This window comes from Kitasatospora sp. NPDC089509, from assembly GCF_044749365.1.
Lineage (GTDB): Bacteria > Actinomycetota > Actinomycetes > Streptomycetales > Streptomycetaceae > Kitasatospora.
In genome coordinates this window covers 18,839-43,989 of the sequence record NZ_JBIVHS010000002.1, presented here as the reverse complement: position 1 = coordinate 43,989, position 25,151 = coordinate 18,839, and the positions used below count along the sequence as shown (strand labels likewise).

The 25,151-nt window shown below is 72.4% G+C and carries 6 protein-coding genes; all 6 read right to left on the bottom strand.

The genetic code is table 11. The annotated features are described in order from the left end of the window. Positions 1-63: 63 nt before the first annotated feature. A complete protein-coding gene (locus ACIP4P_RS03960; RefSeq protein WP_400914487.1) occupies positions 64-501 on the bottom strand; it encodes a hypothetical protein in 438 nt (145 codons plus the stop codon). After that, the gene (locus ACIP4P_RS03955) at positions 498-21,458 is read right to left on the bottom strand and encodes a toxin glutamine deamidase domain-containing protein (RefSeq protein ID WP_400914485.1); all 20,961 of its coding nucleotides are present in this window, start codon (positions 21,456-21,458) and stop codon (positions 498-500) included. The genes ACIP4P_RS03960 and ACIP4P_RS03955 overlap by 4 nt, the downstream gene beginning before the upstream one ends. Positions 21,459-21,469: 11 nt before the next feature. Then, positions 21,470-21,787 (bottom strand): hypothetical protein, encoded by a 318-nt coding sequence (locus ACIP4P_RS03950; protein WP_400914483.1) that lies wholly within the window; start codon positions 21,785-21,787, stop codon positions 21,470-21,472. Further along, complete coding sequence (locus ACIP4P_RS03945) at positions 21,780-22,262, bottom strand: YbaB/EbfC family nucleoid-associated protein (protein WP_400914481.1); 483 nt, start codon at positions 22,260-22,262, stop codon at positions 21,780-21,782. Before ACIP4P_RS03945 ends, ACIP4P_RS03950 begins: the two co-directional genes overlap by 8 nt. A gap of 44 nt (positions 22,263-22,306) precedes the next feature. Further along, the gene (locus tag ACIP4P_RS03940; protein ID WP_400914479.1) at positions 22,307-24,490 is read right to left on the bottom strand and encodes a hypothetical protein; all 2,184 of its coding nucleotides are present in this window, start codon (positions 24,488-24,490) and stop codon (positions 22,307-22,309) included. Between the two features lie 164 nt (positions 24,491-24,654). Beyond that, positions 24,655-25,137, bottom strand: a complete 483-nt coding sequence (locus ACIP4P_RS03935) for a hypothetical protein (RefSeq protein WP_400914478.1) — start codon at positions 25,135-25,137, stop codon at positions 24,655-24,657. Positions 25,138-25,151 lie beyond the last annotated feature (14 nt).

Sequence of the window (25,151 nt, the reverse complement as noted above, 5' to 3'; positions counted from 1 at the left end):
GCCCGGTGGATCGCCCACCGGACCGGGGCCGTCGTCCGTCGTTCGAAGACGGGCCCGAGGGCCTCAGGCGCCCTCGGTGACCTCCCAGACCGTCTCCTGCCCGGCGGCCGGCGGCGCCAGCAGGTACTCCACCGCCCGTTCCTGGACGTCCGGGGCGAGCTCCTCGGGCCCGGCCCCCGCGGCGACCCGCTCCCGGACGTGCGCGAGCAGCCCCGGGTCCGGCTCCAGGCCGTAGCGGTCCAGGTAGTAGGTGACGGTGTCGGTCCAGATCCACCGCCCGTCGCAGCGGTAGTCCATCGGCACGGCGCCGGCCCGCTCCGGGTCGAGGACGTCGTCCATCAGGCTCGGCGTCATCAGCACGAGGGCGGCCGAGGCCAGGTACCCGACCAGGGCCTCCCGCTCCGCCGCGTCCTCGATCACCGGGTGGTCCTCGTGGAACTCCGGCCCGGTCAGCGGGTCGACGGCGTCGAAGACGGCGGCGAGGGTGAACTCCGCGGTCATGTGTTCAGCTCCTGGAAGATCTGGTCGGCCAGCCCGAGGGGCGGCCGCTGGTGGTCGGCCGGGTCCTCGTCGTCGAAGGGGACGGCGCCGAAGAGCCTGAGCTCCGGGTCGAAGTCGTCCTGCCCGGCGGGGAAGTAGTGGTCGGGCCGGTCCCTGGCGTCGCCCTCCGACGGCAGGTAGGGGCCCAGTTTCAGGACCTCGGGTCCGAGCGTACCGTCCGCCGGGCGGTCGAAGCGGTACCAGTTGCCGCCGCCGGAGATGCCGGGGCGGCTCATCTTGGTGATGCCGACCTGCCGCGCCACCACCAGGTCACCGCGCAGACCGTGGTTCGCCTGCCCCTGCTCGTTGAGCCGGGGGACGAACCAGACCGGGCCGTCGCCGGCGTAGGCCGCCGCCGTGATCGTGGGGTCGCGCCGCCACAGCTCGGTCATGACGTCGGCCACGTAGCTCCCGGTGATCCCGTACCCGAGGTTGCAGGCCGCGAACTGGATCGGCTTGATGCCGTCCCACCGGCCGCTCGCCTTCTGCTGGATCAGCCCGTCGACCACGAAGCCCGGGTGGATCGGCTGGCCGTAGTGGGTCGGGATGCCGGAGTCGCAGTGCAGCGCCACGGTGAAGAAGCGGTCGTCGAGCGGGAACTTGTCCATCGCGATCAGCTTGGTGTGGAACGCGTTCTGGTTCGGCGGCGCGCCGATGGTCAGCACGGGCTGGCGCCGGAGGTCCCCCGCCGGGTTGTAGCCACCGGGCTGGGCGGCCTCGTGTCCGGTCGGCGTGACCGGAGTGCCGGGCGTCCCGGGGGTGTTCGGGGCGAGCGGCGTGAGCGGGGAGCCCGGCGGCCGGTGGCCGCCCGGGGTTCCGGGGGTGCCGGGCCCGGCCAGCGAGAGGCGCTGCCAGGCCCCGGTCACGTCGGCGGTGGTCACCCGCGCGCCGTCCCGCTTGGCCGCCCTGACCGCCTTCAGCAGCCGCTGGCGGTCCAGCGGCGCGACCGGCACGGACTCGTCGGCCTTGGTCAGCACCCGCACGTAGGAGTCCAGGTGCGTCTTGGTCACCGGGGCGTCCTTGCCGAGCTTGAGGCTGTCGCGGACCAGGTCCGTCACCCGCCGGGTCAGCTGCAGCGCCTTGAGGTCGACGTTGCCCGGGCCGTAGTGGAGCTCCGCCGCCAACGTGGCGATGTGCCAGGTGTGTTCGCCGATGGCCCGCTTGACGAGGTCGGTGGGAAAGGCGTGCGCCATCGACTTGGCGCCCAGGCCGCGCGCGTTCGGAACGCCGATGTCGATGCCCAGGCCCCACAGGTCGCCCTTGTCCCGGATCGCGCGCAGGCCGGAGAGCTTGGCCAGGTGGGACTGGAGGATCTCGGTGTCCACCCGGGCGGTGGCCGAGCCCGGGGTGCCCGGCGACGGGAAGGAGGTGGCCGAGTTGGCCTCCTTGATGTCGATCCTGAGCTTGCCGTCCACGTGCCGGCGCTCCTTCACCGTGAACTTGCTCCCCGGGGTTCCGAGCACCTCCTGCTCCTGCATCTCCACCGAGAAGGCGGAGATGTCCTTGGCCGCGCCGCCGCCGGTGAGCTCCATGTCCACCAGCAGCGGTTCGGTGACCGCCGTCTTCCGGCGGCCGTCCCGGAACTTGATCGCGGTGGCCGAACTGCGGCTGGTGCTGGTGAAGTCGTGGTGCGTGATGCTCTTGCGCCCGTACACCGGGGAGAGCGCCGTGACCCCGTTGAAGGAGATGGCCGCGCTGCCGCGGTAGACCTTGCCCTCGGCGGCCGGCAGCAGGTCCAGCGCCGAGCGGAGCATCTTCTCGTGCTCGCGCATCTCCCGCTTGAGGTCCGGCAGGACCTCCTTCTCCACGATCTTCATGACGTGCGCCTGGTGCGCGTTCGCCTCCGCCTTGTTGGCGAAGACGGTCCGCCGGAGCAGGTCCTTGATCGCCGGGTGCTGGGACAGCGAGTTGGGCGTGACGTCCGAGCCGAAGAGCATGTGCTTGACCTGGACGTGCATCGCCTTGTCGAAGGACCCGCCGAACCGCATCATCACGTTGATCAGCGGGAACGCCGGGCCGGTGTAGACGGCCAGGGCGTAGAAGTGCGCCGGGGTGAGCCCGGCCATCACCTCCGCCGCCGTCATCTTGTTGTCCCTGAGCCACTTCTGGACGCCCTCGACGACCTCGTCGGCGGCGTTGATCCGGTCCGCGGGGACGTGCTCGGCGAGCTGCTTGAAGATGCCGTAGCGCTCCTCGACGAGCGTCCGGTGGCGGGCGGCCGGCTCACCGAAGCCGCCGTCCTCCTGCTTGATCTTCTCCACGTAGACCTGCTCGTGCGGCAGCATGCCGTCCTTGCCCACGAGCTCGCGCACCCGGTCGAGCGGGATCCCCGGCAGGTTCCGGTACATCTCCTCGGCGGACTTGAGGGTGGACTCGTGCAACGGGGTGATCGTGCCGGTCAGTTCGACGCCCTTGAGGATCTCGTAGACCGAGTGGTCGCTGGTGGGCAGCATCCAGCCGAGCAGTGCCTTGACCATGTGGTCGGGCTCGACGTCGGTGACGCCGAGCAGCTTGAAGGCCGTCATCATCTTGGCGGCGGTCGCCGAGATGCCCGCGACCAGCCGCATGCCCTTCTCGCCGTTGGCCTCCTTGTGCCAGGAGGATCCCTCGTCCAGCTTGTGCACCATCTCGCCGGTGCGCAGGCTGAGCGGCTGGTCCGGGCCGATCTCACCGGCACCGAGCCGGCCGTTCGGGTTCTCCACCACCGTGAACACCGTGTTCTGCCGGGTGTCCGGGTCCCGCTCGACGAACACGTCCTGGACGCCGGGCTGGTTGCGGAGGGCCTCCAGGTCGGGTGCCCCGTTCTCCAGGTGCGGGACGTCCTCCCAGCGCACCTTGCGCACCTCGATGCCGGTCATGCCCCAGGCCAGCGGATTGACCTTCAGGAACTCCAGCTCGCGCTTGCTCAGTTCGATGCCGCTGAGCTTGAACTCGCGGGCCGACGGCGCCGGGATCTCGGAGTCCGGCCGCGGGGTGCGGGAACGGAGGCTGGTCAGGTAGCCCAAGCCGTCGGAGAGCGGGGTCTTCGACTGGGACAGCACGTTGCCGGTGCCGAAGACGTCGTTCTCGAACATCGTCGCCGTCCTGGGGTTGATCCGGCCGAGCAGCTCGTGCATGCCCTTGCGGAAGTTGCCCTCCAGGAACGCGTGGGACTCCTTGAGCGCCGCGACGTTCAGGCCGAGGTCCTCCGCCCGCTTCCAGTCCTTCCCCTCGATGATCTCGTTGCACAGTTTCTTGAGGCTCATCTCCGAGTCGCCGAAGTAGGCCCCGTTGAAGAAGGCCGTCATCAGCTCACGGGTGTTGCCCTCCTTCAGCAGGGCCGCCATCTCGGGCCCGGACAGGTGGGTGCCGACCTGCCCGGAGGACGTCGGGTCGTCCTTGAGCAGGGCCCTGACCAGCTCGGGCAGCTGCTTCCCGGGGTAGGCCTTCTGGAACACCGAGAGCAGCTTGCCGAGGGTCTTGCGGGTGGCCGCCTCCGCGTCCTTCGAGTTGAAGCAGTACTCGCCGAGTTTCAGCTCGAAGTCGCGTGCCGCGGCGGCGTATTCGGGCGCGTCGTAGAGCGCGCGCCTGCCGAAGGGCGTCGCGCCCGGCATGTCGTGCGGCACGTCCGGACCGGGTGACCAGTGCAGGCCCTCGGGCAGCTCGGCGTGCGGGCCCTGCGAACCGTGCGAATCGTGCGGACCGTGCGCGGCGGACAGGTCGGCGGGCAGGTGGGCGCCCAACTCCTCGACGTGCGGCTCGTGGTGGGACTGCTCCCCCGCGCTCTGCCCCGGAGTCTCCTCCGGCAGCGAGACCTTGAGCCACTTTCCTCCCGGGACCACGACCGGCAGACCGTTGGCGTCGAAGCCGACGGCCTTGGCCACCACCAGGTGGCCCGGGCCCTCCGACTCCACCGTGAACGGGCCGGTGGGCTTCGGCACGAACCACAGCTTGCCCTCGGGGACGTACGCCTCCAGCGGGCCGGTCACCTTGCCGCGCAGCGCCCTCATCACCTCGGCCGCGTACGAGCCGGCGCCGCCGGTGCCGAACTCACAGGCGGGGAAGCGCAGCGCCTTGCCCTCCGGCCAGATCCCGCGCTCGCGCAACTCGGCCAGGACGTCGGCGAGTTCCTCCGGACCGACCCGCCTGCCGCGCCAGGTCGGGGCGCCGTCGGCGTGCTCCGAGTGGAAGGCGACGGAGAGGAAGCGCGGGTCCTCGGGGAACCGGGAGACGGCCTTGCCGGTCGCGTGCAGCTGGGCGGCCGGGCTGTCCGGGTCCGCCAACCAGCGGGCGTCCGTGCCCTGGAGGGACTTGGCGAGGGCGTCCGCCATCTCGTGCACCCGCTCGGGCTGTGCCTGCGGTTCCGGCTGAGCGTGCGACTCGGGCCGGGGATCCGGGGTAGCGCGGTGGACGTGCCCCGGCTCGGGGTCGACCGGGACGATCGGCCGGTGCCGGGGGTGCTGGGAGCCCGCCGAACCGGTGCTGGCGTCCGAACCGGCCGGGCTGGGCGTGTTCGCCGGCTGGGAGGCCGGGGTCGCCGTGACGTCGCTGGTGTGCGAGTCGGAGCGGCGCAGCGTCGGCTTCGCCGCGTTCGGGCCGCCCGGGGCTGCCTCGTCGGTGCCGTCCGCCCGGTAGTGGGTGACGGTCCTGCCCTTCTCCACCCAGAGCACCTTGCCGGGCGCGTGCCCGCCGGCCTGGGCGATCACGGCGGGCTTGCCGGCGTTGTAGAAGAGGCCGTCGACGGCGACGGTGCGCACCTTGGCGGAGGCCGCGAAGGTCGCCGCCACGTCCTTGTCGGAGGCGAAGCAGCGGGCCAGCAGCAGATCGGTCTGCTGCCGCTTGTGGGCGCCGCTGCCCAGCGAGTTGACCGCGCCGTCGTCGAAACTGGCCCGGCGGCGCACCGAGCGGCCGAGCGCCTCGCCGCCGACGTGGGCGGTCACCGAGTACGTGCCGGGGGTGTGGGTGCCCACCTCGACCTTGGCGGTCTCGGGGTCGCCGTGGCCCTCGTCCACGTACCGGCGGGCGTCCGGGTTCCACTTGATCTCGACGCCCTGGAACACGTCCACGCCGCCGAGCCGCGGGTCGTGGATCCGCCCCGAGGGCAGGGTGGAGTCCTTGAGCTTCTCGACCACGCCGACGTACGGGACGTCCAGCGGCACGCCCTGGTCGAAGCCCCAGAACTTCCACTGGTCCTTGATGTTCCAGGTGGACCGGCCCACGTGCTGCGGCCCCTGGTCGCCCTCCGGGCGGGTGTACAGCGGGTAGGAGACGGTGCCGCGGTCCGGCAGCGGGATCTTCCAGGGCAGCCTGCCGCCCTCGCCGCTCAGGCTGTCGGTGACGAAGAAGCCGCTCTCCTTGAACTTCTCCGCGTCGAAGTCGGCGGCGCCGGTGCGGAAGTCGCGCGGCGGCAGGTCGTGGTCGAGCCGGGCGGTGACGGACAGTTTGGTGCTGCCGGTGCCGTCGCCGGTCTCGACCGTGGTCATCGGGTTGGCCTTGAAGTGGACGGTGCGGCCGGTGTCGGCGCTGATCCAGCGGGCCAGCTGCTCCAGGTGCGGGCCCTCGGTGAGGTCGCCGTGCATCCCGACCAGGCCGACCTCGCCGTCCGCCGGGAAGCCGCTCTCCTTGAGGACGTGCCCGATCAGGCTCGCGCCGTCGCGCCAGGGCAGGGTGACGGTGCCGCCGTCGGGCTTGGTGACGGTCAGTCCACCGCGCCGGTCGTCGACCACGACCACGGCGATGCCCTTGGCGCCCTTGCCGTCGGCGTCGCCGCGCATCGCGGAGGCCCACGGCAGGTCGACCTCGGGCCGGTGCACGGTCTCCAGGCCGGTGCGGCTCCGCTGGGTGTACTCCAGGTACTCCTGCTTGGTGTCGAGCGTGCGGTAGCCGTCGGTGCCGGGGGCGGTCAGGTCGGCGAAGAGGAAGCCGCGGCCGTCCTTCGTGGTCTCCACCTCGACCCGGACGTCCCCGCTGGTGAACACGGACTTCTGCCCGCCGCCGGTCGGCCCGGAGCCGTCCCAGGGGCGCGGGTCCGGCTCCTTGGCGTGGCCGTCGGTGATCAGCGCGCCGTCGTGGTAGCGGGCCACCCGCTCGTCGGGCAGCGCGATCCGGACCTCGACGTGGACGTCCTTGTCCTTGAGCGCCTGGCTGAGCTCCTTGCCGAAGGCCTTGCGGGCGGCCTCGCCGACCCCGGCCTCCTCCCCGGTGACCACCACGGCGAGGGCCGGGGCGTCCGGAGCGGAGCCCTTGGCGAGCAGCAGTTCGGCGGCCTCGGCGGCGGTCAGCGGCTGCCCGGCGCGGTCGACGAAGCCGCCGCCCTGCGCCGAGAGCACCAGCAGCTTCTCGTCGGCCAGCCCGGGGAGCTTCTCCAGCACCTTGAGGTGGTCGCCGTACCGGCCGGGGCCGGGGATCAGCACCCCGGCCTCGGTGTACTGGGGCAGGTCGGCGTCGGTGCGCTCGCCGCCGTACAGGTCGGTGCGCACCCGGGCGCCGGTGGCGGTGCTCGCGTGCCCGGTCAGGGCCCGGCGGACGTCGTCCGAGGGGGCCTCCCCGGCGAAGTGGACGGTGACGGTCTCGCCGGGGTGGACGCCGAGCCCGGTCAGCGCCTCGGCGAAGGCCTCCGGGGTCAGCTGCCGCACCTCGCCGTGCTCGGTGGTGAACCAGGGCCCGTGCGGACCGGACTCGACGGTCACCATCCGCTCCCCCGGCACGTTGGGGCCGCGCAGCAGCGCCTCCTGCCGGGCCGCCGGGTCGGCGCCCAGCTTGGGGCCGAGGATCAGCGCGCCGCCGGGCCGGGTGGTCGGCAGCACCGGGGCGGACTCGCCGGGGTGCGGCGCCTCCGGCTGGACGTCGCCGCCCGGGACGGGGGTGTCGACCGGCGGGTAGAGCGGCTTCTCGCGGCTCACCCGCAGCGCCGTGCCGACCAGGTCGGCGGTGTCCACCGGGCCCTGGAACAGGTCGTGGACGGACGCGCCCGGGTACTTGGCCGCTTCGGCGGCCTTGGCGGCGTTGCGCTCCGCGGTGTGGGCCGCGTCCGCCGTCAGAAACGCGGTGGGCAGCTTCCGCTCGTCCAGCAGGTCCAGCAGCGCCTGGCGGCGCTTGCCGATCGCGCTGGTCGGGTCGAAGGACAGCTCGCGGCCGTCGCGCATCAGCCCGGGCGGCAGCGGGCCGCTCCCGGCGTCGGCCATCCGGCGTACCTGGTCGAGCACCAGGTGGTGGCGGACGTCCCGGCCCACCACTCCGGCGACGGCCGGGCTGAGGTTGCCGGCGTCCAGCTTCGGCCAGTCGTTCACGAACCGGCTGGCCTCGGTGAGTTCGCGCAGGGTGCGGCCCACGCCCTGGTCGGGCTCGCCCGCGTACCGACCGTCCAGGTAGTCCCGGACGACCTTCTCGGTGCCGTTGCCGAACATCAGCATGGTGCGGTCGGCGTCGAAGGTCAGCAGGCTCCGGTTGGCGGCGATCAGCTCGTGGACCGGGGTGCCGTCGTGCTCCGCCTGGGCGGACAGCACCAGGCCCGTCGCGTACTCGGTGAGCGGACGGCTGCCGAGCAGGTCCTGCGCGGCGTGCTGCTCCGCGTGGTCGCGCAGCGCCCGGACCCGCTCGACGGCGCCCGGCGGGGGCGTGGTCAGCGGTGTGCCGAGCGCGGCGCCGATCGTGTCGACCAGGGTCTCGGCGGGGGTCTTCGGGTCCTCCCAGAGCTTGGTGAGCTCGGCCGCCGCGTGGTTCTGCCGGATCGTCAGCAGTTCCAGGGCGGCCTGGTGGTCGACGGCGTCCGGGAGGTCGTGGGACTGCGGGAGGGTGTCCAGGCCCTGGTGCAGGGTCCGGCCCTCCTTCAGCGCCTCGGTGACGTGGTCGGCGGCGCCGATCCAGTCGGCGACCTGGCGCATCTTGTGGTCGATGCGCTGGATCCAGCCGTCCAGCTTGGCGTTGATCCGGCTCTTGCCGTTCGGCGGCTGCACCCCGTGGTCGAGCAGGAACTGCTTCAGCTCGTCGACCCGCTCGTCCAGCGGCCGGGCGGCGGCCGCCGCGTCCAGCAGCGGGTGACCGGTCCGCTCGTCGGACTTCTGGGCGTACTGCTCCCAGGTGGCGACGTGCCGGGCCCACTCGGCGCGCTGCTCGGCCACCTTCTTGAGGTGGTCGTCCAGCTCCGCCTGGGTGGTCAACTCCTGCTTGGGGTAAGGGTTCTCCTTCTCCAGCCAGGGCCGCGCGGCACCGGCCGGCAGGCCGGAGACCGGCACCGGGCCGCCGCCGGAGCGGGCCGGGTCGGACGAGCCGTCGAGGTGCTGCAGCGAGGCCCCGACGGCGTGCTCCAGGGCGTGCGACAGCGCCTCGTGGTCGGCGCGCACCACGTTCGCCTCGGTCAGCGAGTACGCCGGGGAGACGTGGCCGTCCTGGCCGTGGCCGGCCTTCAGGCTGAGGTCGACGGCGATCGAGCGGTCCACCAGGACGGAGGAGATCTTCGTCCGGCCCAGGTCGCCGCCGGTCAGACCGTTGGCGACCCGGACGGCGGTGTCCTCGCTGCCGATGACCAGCAGCGCGTGCTCGTCCCCGGTGTGCAGCTCCAGGTGACCGCCGTCGTGCAGGCCGAGCGGCAGGGCGTCCCCCGAGGAGACCAGGTACAGCCGGACGAAGCCCTGGCCGCCGATCGACACCTCCTCGACGTCGCCGCGGTGGACCAGGTTGCCCTGCGCGTCCTTGGACGAGGGCAGGAACGGCGTCAGGTACGAGGCGCCGTCCTGCCACAGCTCGGGGTGGTGGACGTGGCCGTCACCGGTCTCCCAGACGAAGTCCATCGCGGAGTCGGAACCGCTCTCCGACGCGGAGTCCGACGCCCACAGCGGGCGCAGCTCCGTCTCGTGGTCGGGCGTCGGCACCCGCAGCAACTGCGAGGGGCGCAGCGGCGGGGACTGGTCGTGCGGGCCGGTGGTCTCCATCGGCCCACCGACGGTGAACTGGTCGCCCTGGGTGCCGCCGCTGGTGGACGGGCGCAGCCGGCGCCAGCGGTCGTCGATCGAGTGGCTGGGGCTGGGGCCCGCGTGCTTGAGGCGGCGGACCCGGCTGGACGAGCTGGGGCTGAGGCTCGGCGCCGGGCCGTCGGTGCCGGGGCGCAGGCTCGGGCGGGGGGTCTTGGTGCCGCCGGGGCCGCGCGGGCCCTCGGTGGCGTCGAAGGTGTCGAAGGCGACGTGGGGCTCGATGGGCTTGGGCACGCCGTGCGGCGTGTGCTCGTCGGGCGTCCAGCGGTCGGCGGGGGTCGGGTGCTCGGTCGAGGTCGGCGTGGGGTGCTCGGTCGGGGTCGGGTGGTGCAGCTCCAGGAGCTTCGGCGCACCGTGCTGCCCCGCGTCGTCGAAGCTCACCAGGTGCACCGCGCCGAAGCCGTCGGTGAGCAGCAGGTCGATCGGCGCCATCAGCCGGTCCGCCGTCTGCCGCACGACCGCGAACGGGTCGTCGCCCAGCGCACCGTGCTCCGCCTTCAGCACCAGCCGGAACGACCCCAGGTCCAGGTCGAACAGCTTCGGCATCAGCTTCTCCGTCAGCACGTCCGCGGTCAACGGCGCACCACCGTCGGAGAGTTCGCGGATCTCGAACGGCGTGGGGGCCTTGCCGTCCTCCGGGGCGTGGTACTGCACCGTCTCCCAGGCCGTCCCGGCCGGGTGGACCGTCTCCAGGAGCACCGGAGCGCTGGGCCGGCCGAAGTCGTCGAAGCTCACCAGGCGGACGGCGCCCTCGTGGTCGGCGAGCAGCAGGTCGATCGGCGTCATCAGCCGGTCCGCCGTCTGCCGCACGACCGACAGCGGGTCGTCGCCCAGCGCACCGTGCTCCGCCTTCAACACGACGCGGAACGAGCCCGGGTCCAGGTCGGACAGTTTCGGCATCAGCTTCTCCGCCAGCCCGTCCGCGTTCAGCAGCGTGCCGTCGGACAGCTCGTGGACGTCGAACGGCGTCGGGGCCTTGCCGTCCTCCGGGGCCCGGTACTGCACCGCGTCCCAGGAGACCTTCCGCGCACCGGAGTCGGGGACGGTCGCGGGCGCCGGTTCCTCGTGCGCGGCTCCCCGCCAGTTCTTCAGCTCGGCGTCGTCGAGCAGGTCGGAGGTGGTGACCGGGCGCAGCTTGGCGCGGATGTTGTCCTCGGTGAGCGGGAGCCCCTCCGCGAGCACGTCGCCGACCGCGTCGGCGGTCGTCCGCAGGTGCTCCGTCGTCACGGCGTCGCCGCCGAGGCCGTGGAGGTGGTGCGCGTAGGACGCCACGGCCGGCGCGATCGGGCTACCGGGGAACTTCGCCTCCGCGAGGCCGGACAGACCGTGGACGCTGCGCAGCAGGTGCACGCCCGACTCGTCCAGCGCGGGCACGCCGTCGCCGTACAGCGAGCGGCCGAGCCGGACCAGGGCGAGCACCTGGTGGTGCTGGACGGCCTCGTCGCCGGGGCCCGTTCCACCGGGCAGCCCGATGGCGTCGGCGACCTGGGTGAGCACGTGGCCGCCCGGGCCGGTGTCCGTGTTGAACAGGTCGCCCTCGGCGCCCGCGGCCAGCTTGTCGAACCGGTCCATGCCCTGGACCAGGTGGTCGGCGATCTCGTGCGCGGTGTAGCCGCCGAGGAACAGCTCGAAGGAGTTGGTCAGGACGGCGGGCCGGAAGCCGTTCTCCAGCAGGAACTTCTGCATCAGCACGCTGACGTTCACCCGGCTGTTGGCGTCGGTGAACGGCTGGATCATCTGCAGCGACCTGGTCACCCGGGCGATCGCGACCAGCCTGCCGCGGTCGTCGGTCGCCGCACCGAGTTCGGCGTAGTAGTGGTCCAGCGCGGCCTGGACGTGCTCGGGGGCGGTGCCGTGCGGGTAGTTGATCGAGATCATGCCCTCGCGGCTCTTGCCGCGGGTGAACAGCACGAGCGGCTGCTTGTCCTCGCGCGCGACCGGGCCCCCGGAGGTGAAGTCGGCGACCAGCTTGTGGCCGCCGATCCGCTCGTCGGCGAGGTCGGAGGCGACGGTGGTGCGGCCGGTGCCGCGCATCGTGGTGAGGGTGTCGTCCTTGGTACCGGACCACACCGAGGCCACGTTCGAGCCGGACCAGACCTTGGCGGCCTCCGGGCCGTCGGGCTCCTTCTTCACCACCAGGTGACGGGTCGCGAGGTCGTGCAGCTCCTCGTAGGCGCGGACGTCGATCCGCGACCAGTCGCGGCCGCCGGGCGAGCCGTCCAGCACCTCGCGGAACAGCTCCGTCATGCCCCGGCGGAAGCCCGGGTACTTGGTCGCGTCCAGGTAGTTCGCCGCGTCGCCCGGCGAGTGGGAGAGCGCCGCCGCGTGGACGTTGGGGTCGATGAACAGGCGCCACCAGGAGGACTTGGGCAGCAGGTCCGACAGCTTGGGGGTGCTGTGCACCGGCGCCGGGGCGGGCGCCGGCTCCGGCACGGTCTCGATCACGGCGACCTGCGGCTCGTGCGGGCCGGCGTCGACGAGGGTCGGCCGGCCGGTCTTCACGTGGCCGACGGTCGGGGTGGGCTCCGGTGACGGGGCGGACGGCCGGGGCTCGTCCGTGAGGGAGCGGAAGACGTCCTCCTCGGCGGAGGCGGGCTTGGGCTCGGGCTTCGGCTCGGGCTTGGGCTCAGGCTTCGGCTCAGGCTTGGACTCGGGCTTCGGCTCAGGCTTCGGCTCAGGCTTCGGCTCGGCCTTCGGCTCGGCCTTCGGCTTCGCGGCGGGCTCCGCCTCCGGCGCGGGCGTGGGCGCCGGCTCGGGCGCCGGGTGCTTCGGGGTCGCCAGCCCGTCCGGCCGGTCGGCGCTGAACGCCAGGTAGTGGTCGCTCATCACCGTGGCGTCGGTGGTCTCCCGCTCCGGGATGTCCACCGTGATCGGGATGACGCCCTTCTCCACCACCCGCTGGTCGCCCTTGAAGAAGACGACCTCGACCTCCGCGAAGCCGTCGTACCGCGCCATCGGCGTGTTGAACTTCGCGTGCGAGACCACCTGCCCGGAGTCGCCGAGCGACAGCCCCTCCCGGCTGCGGTGCGAGCCGCCCACGATGCCCTGGAAGGTGCCCTCGACCGGGCCGAGTTCGGTCTTGACGCCACCCTGCACCTGGCCGCCCCAGAGCGACCAGTCGAGCCGGGTCTTCGTGGAGCTGGTCGAGGTCGCGTTGGCGGGGCTGAGCTCGACCTTGCCGTCGGAGCGGTCGTACTCCAGCTGCAGGACCTTGAGGTTGACCTGCACGCCGCCGTCCGGGACCAGCGCTCGGCGGCCGGGCGAGGGGGTGCCGAGCGGCTCGCCGCGGGTGGCCGAGCCGAAGTGGCTGGCGAGCTGGGCGTGGTCGGCGGTGTTGCGGGCGACGCCCTCCATCCGCTCCCAGGTGCGGGTGCCGAAGAACTCGGGCCCGCGCAGCCGCAGGATGTCCTGGACGCCGCCGGCGTCGCCGAGCCAGCGCATCACGTCGATGTCGCGCAGGCCCTCGCTCCAGACCCGGGCGGGCGGCGCCTTGACCACGGTCTCCACCGGCGGTTCGGTGGGCGCGGGCTGCGGGGCGGGGGCGCTGCGGTGCTCGGGCGCCTCGAAGGCCGTGGGCGCGGGCCCCTTGGACGGGCGCCCCTCCCCGGCCTCGACCGACACCTCGAAGCCGACCTTGGCGGTGTCGACGCCGTGCACGGTGGTGCCGAGCTTGCGGAGGTCCCGCCAGGCCTGTCCGGCGGCGGACTTGAGCTGGTCGACGGTCGTCGCCGGGGTGTGGCCGTCGCCGGGCGGCACCAGCCGGTTCGGGTCGCCGAGGGGGAGCAGCGGGCGGCGTTCCATCCGGAAGTACAGCGTCGCCTCGCCGGTGTAGCTGCTGCCGGCGAGCTTGGTCTTGGTCGCCGCGCCCGCGGTGCTGCGCTGGGCCTGGACGTCGAGCTGGTCGTGGCCCCAGGAGTGGGTGACCGAGCCGCCGGCGGTGACGGCCGGGCCGACCGGCAGCGGGTTGCTGGTGCCCTGGACGGAAGCGCTGATGGTGTTGCCGCGCCCGGCGCCGTAGCTGGTGACGCCGTCCGAGCTGGCGACGGTCTTCTGCACCTGGGTACCGGTGTTGAACTCGGTCTGGGCGGTCTCGCCGGTGTGCTCCAGCCGGGAGACGGCGGCGGTGATCCGGACGGTGCTGCGGCCGTGCTTCACCACGATCTCGTGGCCGGACATCATCGACTTGAGCTGCGGCTGGAGCTTGGTGAGGTCCAGTTCGGCGAGGATCTTCTGCTTCATCCCGCCCCAGTCGGAGCCGAGCACCGCCGCGCCGCGCCGGTCGATCCCGGCCACGGCGGTCTCGCCGACGGACCGGTGCTCGTCCCCGGGGTTTCGGCGCAGCGGGTGGACGTCGGTGACGACGTCGGAGGAGCCGAGCCGGTGGGTCCGCTCGATCCGGGCGGGCGGGTCGAGCGGCTGCTTCAGCGGCGCCGGCCCGCTCTCGCCGTGCTTGGGGGCGTCGCGCAGCGGGACGGCGACGGTGGTGTGCACGGGCACGGTGAGGTCGGGCGCGGTGACCTTCTGGCCGAGCTTCTTCGACTCGATGTGGACGGTGAACTCGGCGGTGCCGCTGAACAGTCCGGCCGGTTCGACGGTCTTGCCCTTGGAGACCACGGCGCCGGTGGTGTCGACGGTGGAGCCGTGCACGAAGTCGTTGCGGCGGGCGAGGTTGAGGCCGAGGTCGACGTACGGGAGCTTGAAGCGCAGCGGCACCGAGAAGACGTCGCGGACCCGCCGGTCCTTGCTGACACCGGTGGACACCCGGGTCTGGGTGCCGAGTTCGAACTCGAACTTCTCGACCGTGTCGGTGTGCCGGAAGTCCTTGCCCAGGCCGGCCTTGACGGTGACGGTGGTGTCCCAACCGTGGATCTTCAGGTGCTCGGTGAGCCGGCCGCCGCGGCTGAGCTTGGACAGCTGCGGTTTGAGGGCGATCGGGTCGAAGCGGCTCTTGATCTTGCTCAGCACGTCGTCCGGGACGTGGCCGAACTCCCGCCGCAGGGTCTTCTCGATGCCGTTCAGCACGGCGGTGTCGCCGTTGCCCAGGCTGTGCACCACGTCGGAGGCGCTCATCGCGCCGCGGTCGGCGATCCGGCCGGGCGGGTCGTGCGGCTCGGCGGGGCCCTTGTGGGGGACGGGGGTGCCGGTGCCGGGGCCGGTGAACAGGGCCCGGCCGTCGGCGCCGACGGTGTGGTGACCGGTCTCGGTGGCGTCGAGGCTGACCTCGGCCCGGATCGGCACGGTGACGGTGTGCTCCTTGCCGTCCACGGTGAGCTTGACCTCGACGCCGATGCCCGCGTCGTAGATCTCCTGCGGGCGGGCGTACTTGCCGTTGGCGTACACCTTGTGGGAGCTGCCGTCGCGCCAGCCGTCGCGGTCGCGGACCTGGCGGGAGTAGCCGCCGCTGACGTCCAGGGTGTTCTTGCCGACCAGCGTGGCGGTGCCGCCGGCCGCGCCCTGGCCGGACTTGGTGTCCGAGAGCAGCTTGCGGCCGGAGCTGAAGGAGGTGGTCTCGTCGACCGGGTTGAGTTCGGCCTTGGCGTTGGGCCGCTTGTACTCCAGCTCCGTGACGTGCGCGGTGGCGGAGACCTTGACGCCGTGCTTGAGCAGCGCGGCCGCGGTCTGCTCGGGCAGCTCCAGCTTGGTGCCGCGGGTCATCGCGGTCAGGTGGGAGGCCACCATCGGGTGGCTGAACAGCTGCTGGACGTCGCGCTCGACGTCCTTCCAGGCGCCGCCGAGCACCTCCCGGCCCAGCCGGTCGACCTCGTGGTGGAGCGGGCCGACGGTGGGCAGGTCGCGGACGGTGGCGGTGTCGCCGAAGCCGCCGCCGGTGCCGTCGGGGCGGCGCCAGACGCCGTCGGGCGGGCTGGGGACGGTCTTGCCGGGCTCGAAGGTCTTCGGCCGGTTCGGCGGCGCGGACTCGGTCGCGACGAAGAGGGTCGGGTCGCCGGTGCCGGTGTCCTTGACGTTGCGGGCCTCGGCCTGCTCGATCAGGGTCCGGAAGTCGACCGAGGTCGTCGCGGTGCCGCCGCTCTTCCCCAACGGGGAGTCCTTCTCGAACGTCAGCGTGAGCTCGGCCCGGCCGTCGTAGACCACGCCGGGGCCCTTGGTCTTGGTGGTGAGCAGGACCTCCTGGCTGCTGCCGGAGATCTGCACCGTGTCCTTGATCAGCTGGAGGCCGCCGCCACCGGAGCCGGTCGACTTGTCGACCGCGCTGCCGGAGAGCACGCCGGGCAGCGGGAGTTGCAGGCCGTCGGCGCTGCTCTCCTGCTCGGTGCGGACCCGCTGGACGCCGGTGCCGACGTTGAACTCGGTCTGCGGGGTGTTCCCGTGCTGCCACATCGCCTTGACCGAGGCGGTGATCTCCACCGAGCCGGTGACCAGGCCGGTCCTGTCGACCACCTCGATCCGGGTCGGCTCGCCGGACATCATGCTCTTGAGGTCCTGCTGCAGCCGGGTGGTGTCCAGTTCCGCGGTCAGCTTCTCGCGCAGCGCCGGCCACAGGTCGCCGAGGGTCTCCTCGGCGGTCTTCTCGACGCCGTCGAGCACCTCCTGCATCGGGTGGTCGGCGTCCGGGCGGCCGTGGCGGTGGGTGGAGACGTCGAGCACGATGTCCGAGCCGCCGAGCCGCTTGCCGTCGACGACCCGCTGCGGCGGGGCGAACAGCTTGTCCCGGTCCGGTGGCACCGGGGTGCCGTGGGCGTCCAGGGTGTCGCGGACCGGGATGCCGACGGTGGCGCCGATGTCCAGCCGGTGCACCTGCCCGCCGGGCTCGGTGCTCACCGGCTCGCCGTGGTGGGTGAGTTCGGAGAAGTCGACGGCGAGGTGCAGCTTCCCGGCGAACAGGGCGCCCGGCTCGACGGTCTTGCCGCGGGCGATGGAGCGGCCGAACTCGACCGAGGTGCCACCCTGCACCGTGTCGTGCTGGTAGCCGACGGTCTCGGTGACGTCGACCTTCCCGGCCTTCGCCTTCGCCTGCACGGAGGCGTTGAAGCGGTGCAGGGTGTCGTCCTGGAGGCCGATGGAGGCGTGCCGGTCCGAGCCGTTCTCGAACTCGACGCTCTTCGCGGTGTCCTGGTGCACCAGGCCGTCCACGTCCACCCGGACGGAGATCTTCCCGGCCCAGCCGTTGGCGCTGAACGGCGCCTCCCAGACGTCGCCCCGGGACAGCGCGGTCAGCCGGGGGCGCAGCGCGTCCGGGTCGAAGTAGTCCTTGGCGAGGGTGCGGGCGGCGGGCAGGTCGTTCTTGAAGGCGGACTCGAAGAGCTTGACGATCTCCTCGTGGACGGCGGTGTCGCCGTGGTGCAGGCCGACCACCAGGTCGGAGGCGGAGAGCCGGCGGTGGTTCGAGATCCGGGTCGGTGGCAGCCGCAGCTCGTCCGGGCCGAGCGGCTTCTTCGGGGTGAACGCCGGGTCCTCGTACGGGTTGTGGTGGCTGCCGCCGGACTCGGTGGAGAACACGGACATGGCGAGCACCGAGGCCGGCGGGGAGGCCGGCGGGGCGGGGTGGAGCAGCGGGTCGTGCTCCGCCTCGGTGATGACGATGCTCGGCACCTCGGGGCGGTGCGGCTCGGTCTCGGGGGCCTTGGGGGCGAGGGTCTCCTTCGGGGCCTCCTTCAGGGTCTCCTTCGGGGTCTCCTTCGGGGCTTCCGTCGAGGTGGGCGCGGACTCGACCTTGGGCGCGGGCGTGCTCTCCGCCTTCACCTCGGGCTTCGGGACTCCCGCCGTCGGCCCCAGCTCGCCGCCGGCACCGCCGCTGACGGTGGCCACGCTGTGCGGGACGGGAGGCAGCACCGGGCCGTCGTGCCCGGCCGTCCGCTTCGGTGCCGAGGTGTCCACGGTCGGCGCCGGGAGCGGCGTGCGGCTGCCGTCGTAGTGGTTGGTGCCGTTGTAGTACACCGTCACCTGGTGGCCGTCGGTGGGCCCGTAGCGCAGGTACTCGGTGTGGCCGCCGCTGCCGTTCGGGCCGAGGATCCGCAGGCGCAGGCCGAGGGCGTCGGCGAGCAGCGGCGGGAAGGTCTCGCCGAAGCCGCGCCACCAGGAGCGCTCCCAGTTCTTGACGGCGTCCTGGAGGCCGGCGAACTCGGCGGGCGAGAGCGGCGCGTCGGAGATGGTGCGGTGCCAGACCTGGAGGTCGGCGAGGTCGGCGTCGGAGAGGTCGTGCAGCCCGATCCGTTCCGGGCGGCCGAGCAGGAACTCGAACTGCTCGCGGGAGCCGACGGCGCCGTCGGCGAGGTTCCAGCCGACCTCCTGCTCGACCGTGCCGCGGTCCTCGCCCTGCGCCACCCGCTCGTCGACGTACTGGCGGCGCAGGTCGTGCGGGTCGGCGGCCGGCTCCTGGCCGTGGTCGCGCAGGTACTGCTCGGCGGCCCGCTGGGCCTCCGGGTCCTTGAACTTCCACTTCACGGTCTGCTCGGCCTGGGCCCGTGCGGCGGCCGAGTCACCCTCTGGACCGGCGAGTTCCTTGGCCAGCGCGGTGACGTAGCGGTCGCGCAGCAGCGGCGCGGGGACGACCTCGTGGGTGCCGACGTCCGCGACGCCGAGGTCCAGCAGGCCGTTGAGCAGCTCGGGGCGGGTCTGCTTCGTCAACTGCTCGCTCAGGTCCGCGGTGGCGATCTTGCGGTAGCCGCGGGCGACCTCGGGCGGGAGCTTTCCGGGGCCCTGCTCGGCGAGGTGGTCGGAGACCGCCCGCTTCATCGCGTCGACCGTCATCGGCGCCTCGGGGCGGCCGACGGCGACCGAGTGGAGCAGGCAGAGGCCGTCGGGGTCGACCGGGACGCGCTCGCCCGGCGGCGCGAACGCCGGTTCCGGGCGGGCGGGTTCGACGTGCGGGGGCTCGACGTGCGAGGGCTCGACGTGGACGGGCTCGACGTGCGTGAGGTGGGTGTCGTCGGCGCCCGGGTGCGACGGCCCGTCCGTACCGGTGAAGGCGTCCGCCGGCCTCGGGCGGGCCGACTGCTCGTCCGGGTGGTCGGCGGCGCTGTTGAACGGGCCGTCACCGCGCAGCGGCCAGTTGTCGGCGTCGTGCGCGATCGCCCAGACCCGGGTGACGTCCTGCGGCAGCGGCCGGTCGCCCGGGGAGTGCAGGCCCTGCTGGGCGTCGACCCAGACCAGGCCGTCGCCGGGCACGTTGACCAGGTTCCAGGCGTGCCCCCGGCCGTCCTCGGTCCAGGCCAGGACGACGGCGGCCGAGCCGGGCCCGCCCGCGGCGACCCGCAGGGCCACCTCGTCGAGCGCCGCGTCGCCGAGGCCCAGGTACTCGGCGGAGTGCCCGGCCCAGTGCTGGAGGTCGCCGGCCGCGCCCGGGTGGGGCTCGGCCAGGGTCGGCGCGACCTGCGGCTCACCGCGGAAGGTGGAGTGGAAGGCCATCGCGGCCGCCACGCAGTTGACGTCCCCGAGCAGGCTGTGGCCGCCGTCCGGGTTGATCAGCTTGACGAACTCCTCGGGGTGGGCGAACTTCTTCGGTCCGTCCGGGCCCGCCACCGCCTGCTCCAGGGCGTGCCGGGCCGCCGGGCCGGGCTCGCGGTAGCCGCCGTCGGAGAACTCGTGCAGGAAGGAGTCCAGCGGGCGCGGGGCCGCGTCCTGCCCGGCCCTGGGGCGCTTGGCGGGCTCCGGCGGGAGCGGGAGGTCGGTGCCGCCGGAGCCGCTCTCGTAGGTGTCCCGGCCGCGCTTGCGCGTGGGCGGCTGCGGCGGGTCGGCGGGGCCGTGCTCGGGGCCGCCGCCGGTGGTCCGTCCGGGCCGGGGCTGCTCGGGGGCCGGCTGGGGCGAGGTGGTGGCGGTGGCGTGCTTCGTCTCGTCCAGGCCGCCGACGGTCTTGCCCGGACGGGCCTGGCCCACCGGCTCGTCGACCAGCGTGGTGTCGCTCCAACTGCTGCCCGTCCGGACCGGCTTGGGGCGGTCGGTGACGGTCTTGCCGCCGCCCTCGGTCGCCACCGGGGTCGGCCGGCCGACCTTCCCGCCGCCGGCGCCGGGCAGATCCGGCTTGCCCTTGGCCGTGGTGCTCGCGCCCCCGCCCGAGGTGGTCGGCACGGGCTTCGGCGCCGGGTCGGCGAACAACGTCTCCAGATCGGCCCGGCCGAAGGCCTTGGCGAACAGCGCCGCGTACTCGACGTCCGGCGCCTCGCCCGTCCCTCGGGAGTAGGCCAGGACGTGACCGGCGTTCACCTTCTCCTGGCCCGGCCCGTACCGGGGCACCGGGAACGGCGCGGCGTGCCCGACCAGGTTGCTGGCCAGCGAGAGCAGGGTCAGCGGGTGGTGGGCCGGGTAGTAGGCGCCCTTGCCGTCGTCCAGCGCCTTGGTCTGGATGTGCTCGATGTAGGACGCCCACTTGTGGCCGACCCCGCTCAGGTGGACGAGGTGGTGCACGCCCTTGCCGACCAGGCCCATCGTCATGCCGGCGCCGAAGGTGTTGAAGCTGGTCGTGAACTGGTGGTTGTCGCCGAAGATCAGGTTGTAGAGGCCCTCGGAGAGGTTGCCCTGCGCCCCCTCCACCAGCTGCTCGCCGAACATGACGCCCAGCCGGTAGAGCCGGTTGCCCTCCCCCATGTGGGCGGCCAGGTTGGGCAGGTGGTCGGCCAGCGCGGAGATGCCGTGCTCCCCGAGGTCCGACCCGCCGTGCTCCAGGACGCTCCGCAGCACGGTGCTCAGCGAGTCGTTCGCGGCGCCGTGCTTGGTCCAGCCGGCGACGAACGCCTCGGCGTACTCCTTGCCCAGGCTCTTGGCCGCGTCCTTGCCCAGCACGCCGCCGAGGTGCTTCTCGAAGCTGTCCGCGAGGGTGTCCCCGAACCTCCGGACGAGCGAGCCGGTGCCCGTGCCGAACCCCTGCTTGAGGAAGGGTTCGAGGTGGAACATCTCCTTGCCGATCGACTTCGCGAAGGCCTTCGCCTCCGCGTCGCTCAGCACCTTCCCGGCCGCGCCGGAGGCGCCCTCGCCGACGCCCTTGCCGACGCCCTTGCCCAGGCCGCTGCCGGCGCCCTCGCCGAGGCCGTCGCCCAGGCCCTTCCCGACGCCCTTGCCGAGGCCCTTGCCGACCCCCTCGCCGAGCCCGTCACCGAGGCCCTTGCCCAGCCCCTTGCCCGCGCCGTCGCCCAGACCGTCCCCCAGGCCCTTGCCGATCGACTTGGCGCCGGCCTTCTCCAGGTCCGCCAGCGCCGTGTCGCCCACGTGCTTGGTCGCCGTGTCCAGGAGGTGCTTGAGCGCCTCCTTGTCGCCGTTCTTGAGGACGGTTTCGAGCTCCTTGGCCAGGATCGATCCGCCGCTCTTGCCGACCAGGCTGCCGATCAGCTTGCCGAGGCCCATCCCGAACACGCTGACCGGGCCGGAGATGAGCCCGCCGATGACGCCGTTCAGCACGCTCTGCTTGAACGCGTCGATGTCGTAGGAGTGCCGGTTGCCCTGGTCCATCTGGATGCCCTGGATGATCGAGTCCATCAGGATGCCCTTCACGAGACCCGAGAAGGTGTGCATCAGGATGGTCTTGATCAGGTACTTCAGCAGCAGCCACAGCGCTTCGCGGGTGAAGAAGTACTTGAGCGACAGCCCGGCGAAGTCCGCGCCGAAGGTGAAGGGCGCCCAGAAGGTCGCCAGGGCGATCTCGAACAGCAGGTCGACCAGCTGGGCGATCGCCATCCACTTGGTGTACTCGACCTGGTTGGCGACGTCCCCCGCGCAGTCCGCGAGCGCCTTCGCGGTGTCGGCCGCCGCCGAGACGTAGTCGGAGCCGCCGCCGACGCCGATGAACTGGTTCATCGCCACGCTGAACTGCTGGGCGGCCTCGCCCTCGAACTCCTGCCGGGCCTTGACCGCCACCGTCGCGATCAGCTGGCGCAGGTCCGGCAGGTCCTTCGCCAACTGCTCGTACGCGTCGCGGATCTCCCGCAGGTCGCCCTCGTGGACCTCGGGCCAGGGCGAGCCCGAGACCACGCCGAAGAAACTGGCGAGCTTCGGACCGGGATCGATCGACGAGTACGACAAGGGTGGTTCTCCTACAGGCTCTTGATGATGTCGTTCGCGGTGTCCTCCGCGTTGTCGAGTTCCGCGACCAGGTTGATGCCGCTGTCGCCGGCCTTGGCTACGAGCTCGCTGATCTTCTTGATCAGGTCTTCGAGGTCCTTGGTGGCCTGGTCCACCTGGGAGTGGTACTGCTTGCCGATGTCGTCGTCGCCGCCGACCTTCTTGTTGGCGTCGTTGATGCCCTTGACCTCGTCCGAGATCTTGTCGATCAGCTTGGTGAGGTCGCCGAACTCGGCGAACCGCCGCTTGAGGTCCTGGGTCTTGGCGAAGACGTTGTCGGAGCTACTCACGGAACTCCTCCTGGCGTCCGGCCCGGCGGCGCTCGGCCTCCGCGTCCTCGCCGTAGCCGGGGCGCATCGAACGCAGCGGCTCCAGCAGGCGGTCCAGGTCGCTGCCGCCGGTCATCGACATCCGCAGCATGTCGCCGACGCCCTCGAAGCCCTTGATCGCCTGGATCACCTGGTCGCCCATCTGCGCCCGGGCCTCGTTGAGCAGGTCGGTGAGCAGGCCGCCGAGCTGGGCGGGGGCCATCTCCTGGTAGGCGGTGTTGTGGAAGGTCAGCGCGTGGACCTGGCCCTGCGGGCCGACCTTGACGGTCACCATCCGGTCCTTGGAGGTGACCGTGGCCGAGGACTTGGCGAGGTCGGCCTGGACCGCCTCGGCCTTCGCGGTCTGGGCCCGGAGGGCCTCCATGGCCTCCTCCAGTTCCGCGCTCATCGAGCCGAACAGGCCGTCGGGGCCGAAGGGGTCGGCGGTGGCGGGCATGGGGGGGTCCTTTCGGGTCGGTGCGTGGGTGGGGGGGTCGGGCCTCAGCGGCCGATGACGCCGCTGACGGCGGTGGACTCGGTGCCCCAGACCTCTTCGTCCTCCGCCAGCCAGGTGGTGCGCTGACGGTCCTTGTCCTTCTGGCCGGGGGCACCGGCTCCGGCGCCCGCGCCGCCGGGCGGCATCATCGGCGGCATGCCGCCGGTGGTGGACATGCCCTTGCCGGTCAGCGCGGCCTGTTCGGCCTCGGCCGCGGCCTTGGCGGCGGCGGCCTTCTCGGCCTCGGCGGCCGCCTGGGCCGCGGTGCGGGCCTGGAGTGTGTTCGGATCGCCGCCCGCGGCCAGCGACTTGGCGCTCATGCCGCTGCGGCCGCCGGGCATCAGGCCGGTGCCGGGGAAGCCGCTGCCACCGCCGACGCCGCCGATCCCCCCGGAGTCGCCGAAGGACAGCGTCGACGGGTGGTAGGTGCCCCCGCCGAAGTCGCTGCCGGGGAGCAGTCCGTCGCCGCCCCCGCTGCCGGCGAAGCCGTTGTCGAAGGCGTGCCGCTGGTCGGCGAGCAGCTGGGAGACCTCGGAGATCGGGGTGCCGTCCGGGCCGAGCAGGGTGCCGTCGGAGTCGACCCGGGAGCCGGGCTGGACGACCACCGGGTTGCCGTTGCCGTCCAGCACGGGTTGGCCGTCCGGGCCGATCACCCGCCCCTGGTCGTCGACGTGGGAGCCCGGCGGCACCTTCATGTGCTCGCCCGAGCCGGTGCCGACGCTCGCGCCGTCGGGGGCGGTGATCGGCTTGCCGTCGGGGCCGAGGACGGGCCGCCCGTCCGGGCCGATGACCTGGTGGGTGGTCGGGTCGATGTGGCTGCCCGGCGGCACGGTGATCGGGTTGCCGTTGCTGTCGTAGACCTGCTTGCCGTTCCCGTCCAGCAGCGGGACGCCGGAGCCGCCGCCGTCCAGCGAGGGCAGGCCGCCCGGGCCGCCGTGGTCGCCGAGGCCGCCGACCCCGTTCGGGCCGGTGGTGAGGCTGGGGCCGGGGCCGAGGTCCTTGGAGCCGGGGCCGTCGCCGAGCCCCTTGAGGCCGTCCGGGCCGTTCGGACCGCCGCTGGTGAGGCTCTTGAAGTTGTCGTTCATCCCCTTGCTCATGTCGTTCAGCGACTTGTTCATGTTGTCGTTCATGTCGCTGAGGTTCTTGCTGATGTCGGAGAAGGGGTCGTTCTTCGACGTGTCGTCCGTCGGCGGCGGGTTGTACGGGGTGTGCATCGTGGGGGTCTTCACCCCCGCGCCCAGCGCCTTGATCGCGGGGACGTACGCCTTGTCGAGGGTGGTCGACGCGTCCTTGGCGGCCTTGTCCAGGTAGTCGGCGACGTTCTTGAGCCAGACCTCCTTGGCCCGCTTCTCCGCCTTCTTCCAGAAGTCGTCGCCGTTCGGGTCGCCCCAGGCGGTGGTGATGGTGAACTGCGGGGTGCCGTAGGCGGTGGTCGTCGGCCCGTCGGAGAAGGAGTTGGTGATCGTGGTCTCGTTGACGGTGACCTTCGCCGTGGACATCCCCTCCATCAGCGCGTCGAAGAGCGGGTTGACCGGCCAGGCGTTGCGGCTGTTGCGGTAGTTGTCCTGCCCGTACCACATGCTCAGGACGGCGTTGCCGATGGCGTCGCGGGCGTCCTTGAGGTAGCTGGCGACGTGCTTGTCCTGGAGGTCCTTGACGAGGTCCTGGATCTCGCCGCCGAACATGCTCAGCATGGTCTTGAACTGGCCGGCCGCGCTGCCCTGCCAGTCGGAGCCCGGCGCGGCGATGTCGCCCGCCCAGCCGTTGACCGTCGGCGCCCAGGTGGACAGCAGCTGCTCGGCGCCCTGGAGCGTCGAGACGGCGGTGTCGAAGCTCCAGACGCTCATGGTGTCGTTCTCGGCGGGCGAGTGGGCGAGCGGCATCAGGACGTCGTAGCCCTGCCGGATCCACTTCCCGAGGTCGGTGGTCTCCGCCTGGAACTGCCCCCAGTTGAGGTTGCAGCCGATGACGTAGCTCCACTGCCCGCCGTCGCTGCCGGTGAAGTTGTACGACCACCAGCAGTCGTAGTTGTCGTTGCCGGTCTGCTTGAAGTAGTTCAGCGTCTCGACCTTGTGGTTGGCGATCCACTGGACCTTGTCGTCACCGGTGACGGCGGAGCGCTGGGTGAAGGTGGTCTGACCGGAGTTCGCGAAGACCGTCAGTACGTCTTCCCAGGTCTTGTCGGCCATGCGGGTCACCACTCCAGGGGCGTCGGTCGGGTCGGTCTGGTCGGACTGGTCGGGTCGGGCGCGGGGGTCGCGGGGCGGGCCGGGGGGAGAGGGCCGGTCCGCCCCGCGGGTCGGGGGCGACGGCGCACGGGCCGTCGGACGGGGCTCGGTCGGGGGCGGGCGGGTCAGACCTTGAGGCCGCCGCCACCGCCGAGGACGTCCTGCACCAGGTACATCATCTGAGCGGCCGAGAGGGCGTCGTCGGCGCCGTTCTTCAGGTCCCGCTCGGCCCTCGACAGGTCGTCGATCATCTTCTGGACCTGGTCCTCCAGCGACTTGAACTGGTTCTCCAGGGACTGGCAGTACTTGCCGAACTGCGACTCGATCTGCTTGACGCTCGGCAGCACCGTCCCGCCGCCGGCCAGCAGGCTGGCGTAGTCGCCGGGGAACTGCCCGCCGCCGATGCCGAGGACGAACTGCTGGAGCGCCACCCGGGTGGGGTGGGTCTTCAGGTCCTGGAGCATCTTGGTCAGCTTGGTCTGGGCGAAGTCGAGCAGGTAGGAGTCGGTGACCTTGAAGGTGTTGCCGTCGTCCTCCCCGCCCTTCTTCTCGGGGTCGTCGCCCGGCTTCTTCTTCGGGTCGTCGTCGGCCGGCTTGTCGTCGGACACCGCGGCTCACCCGG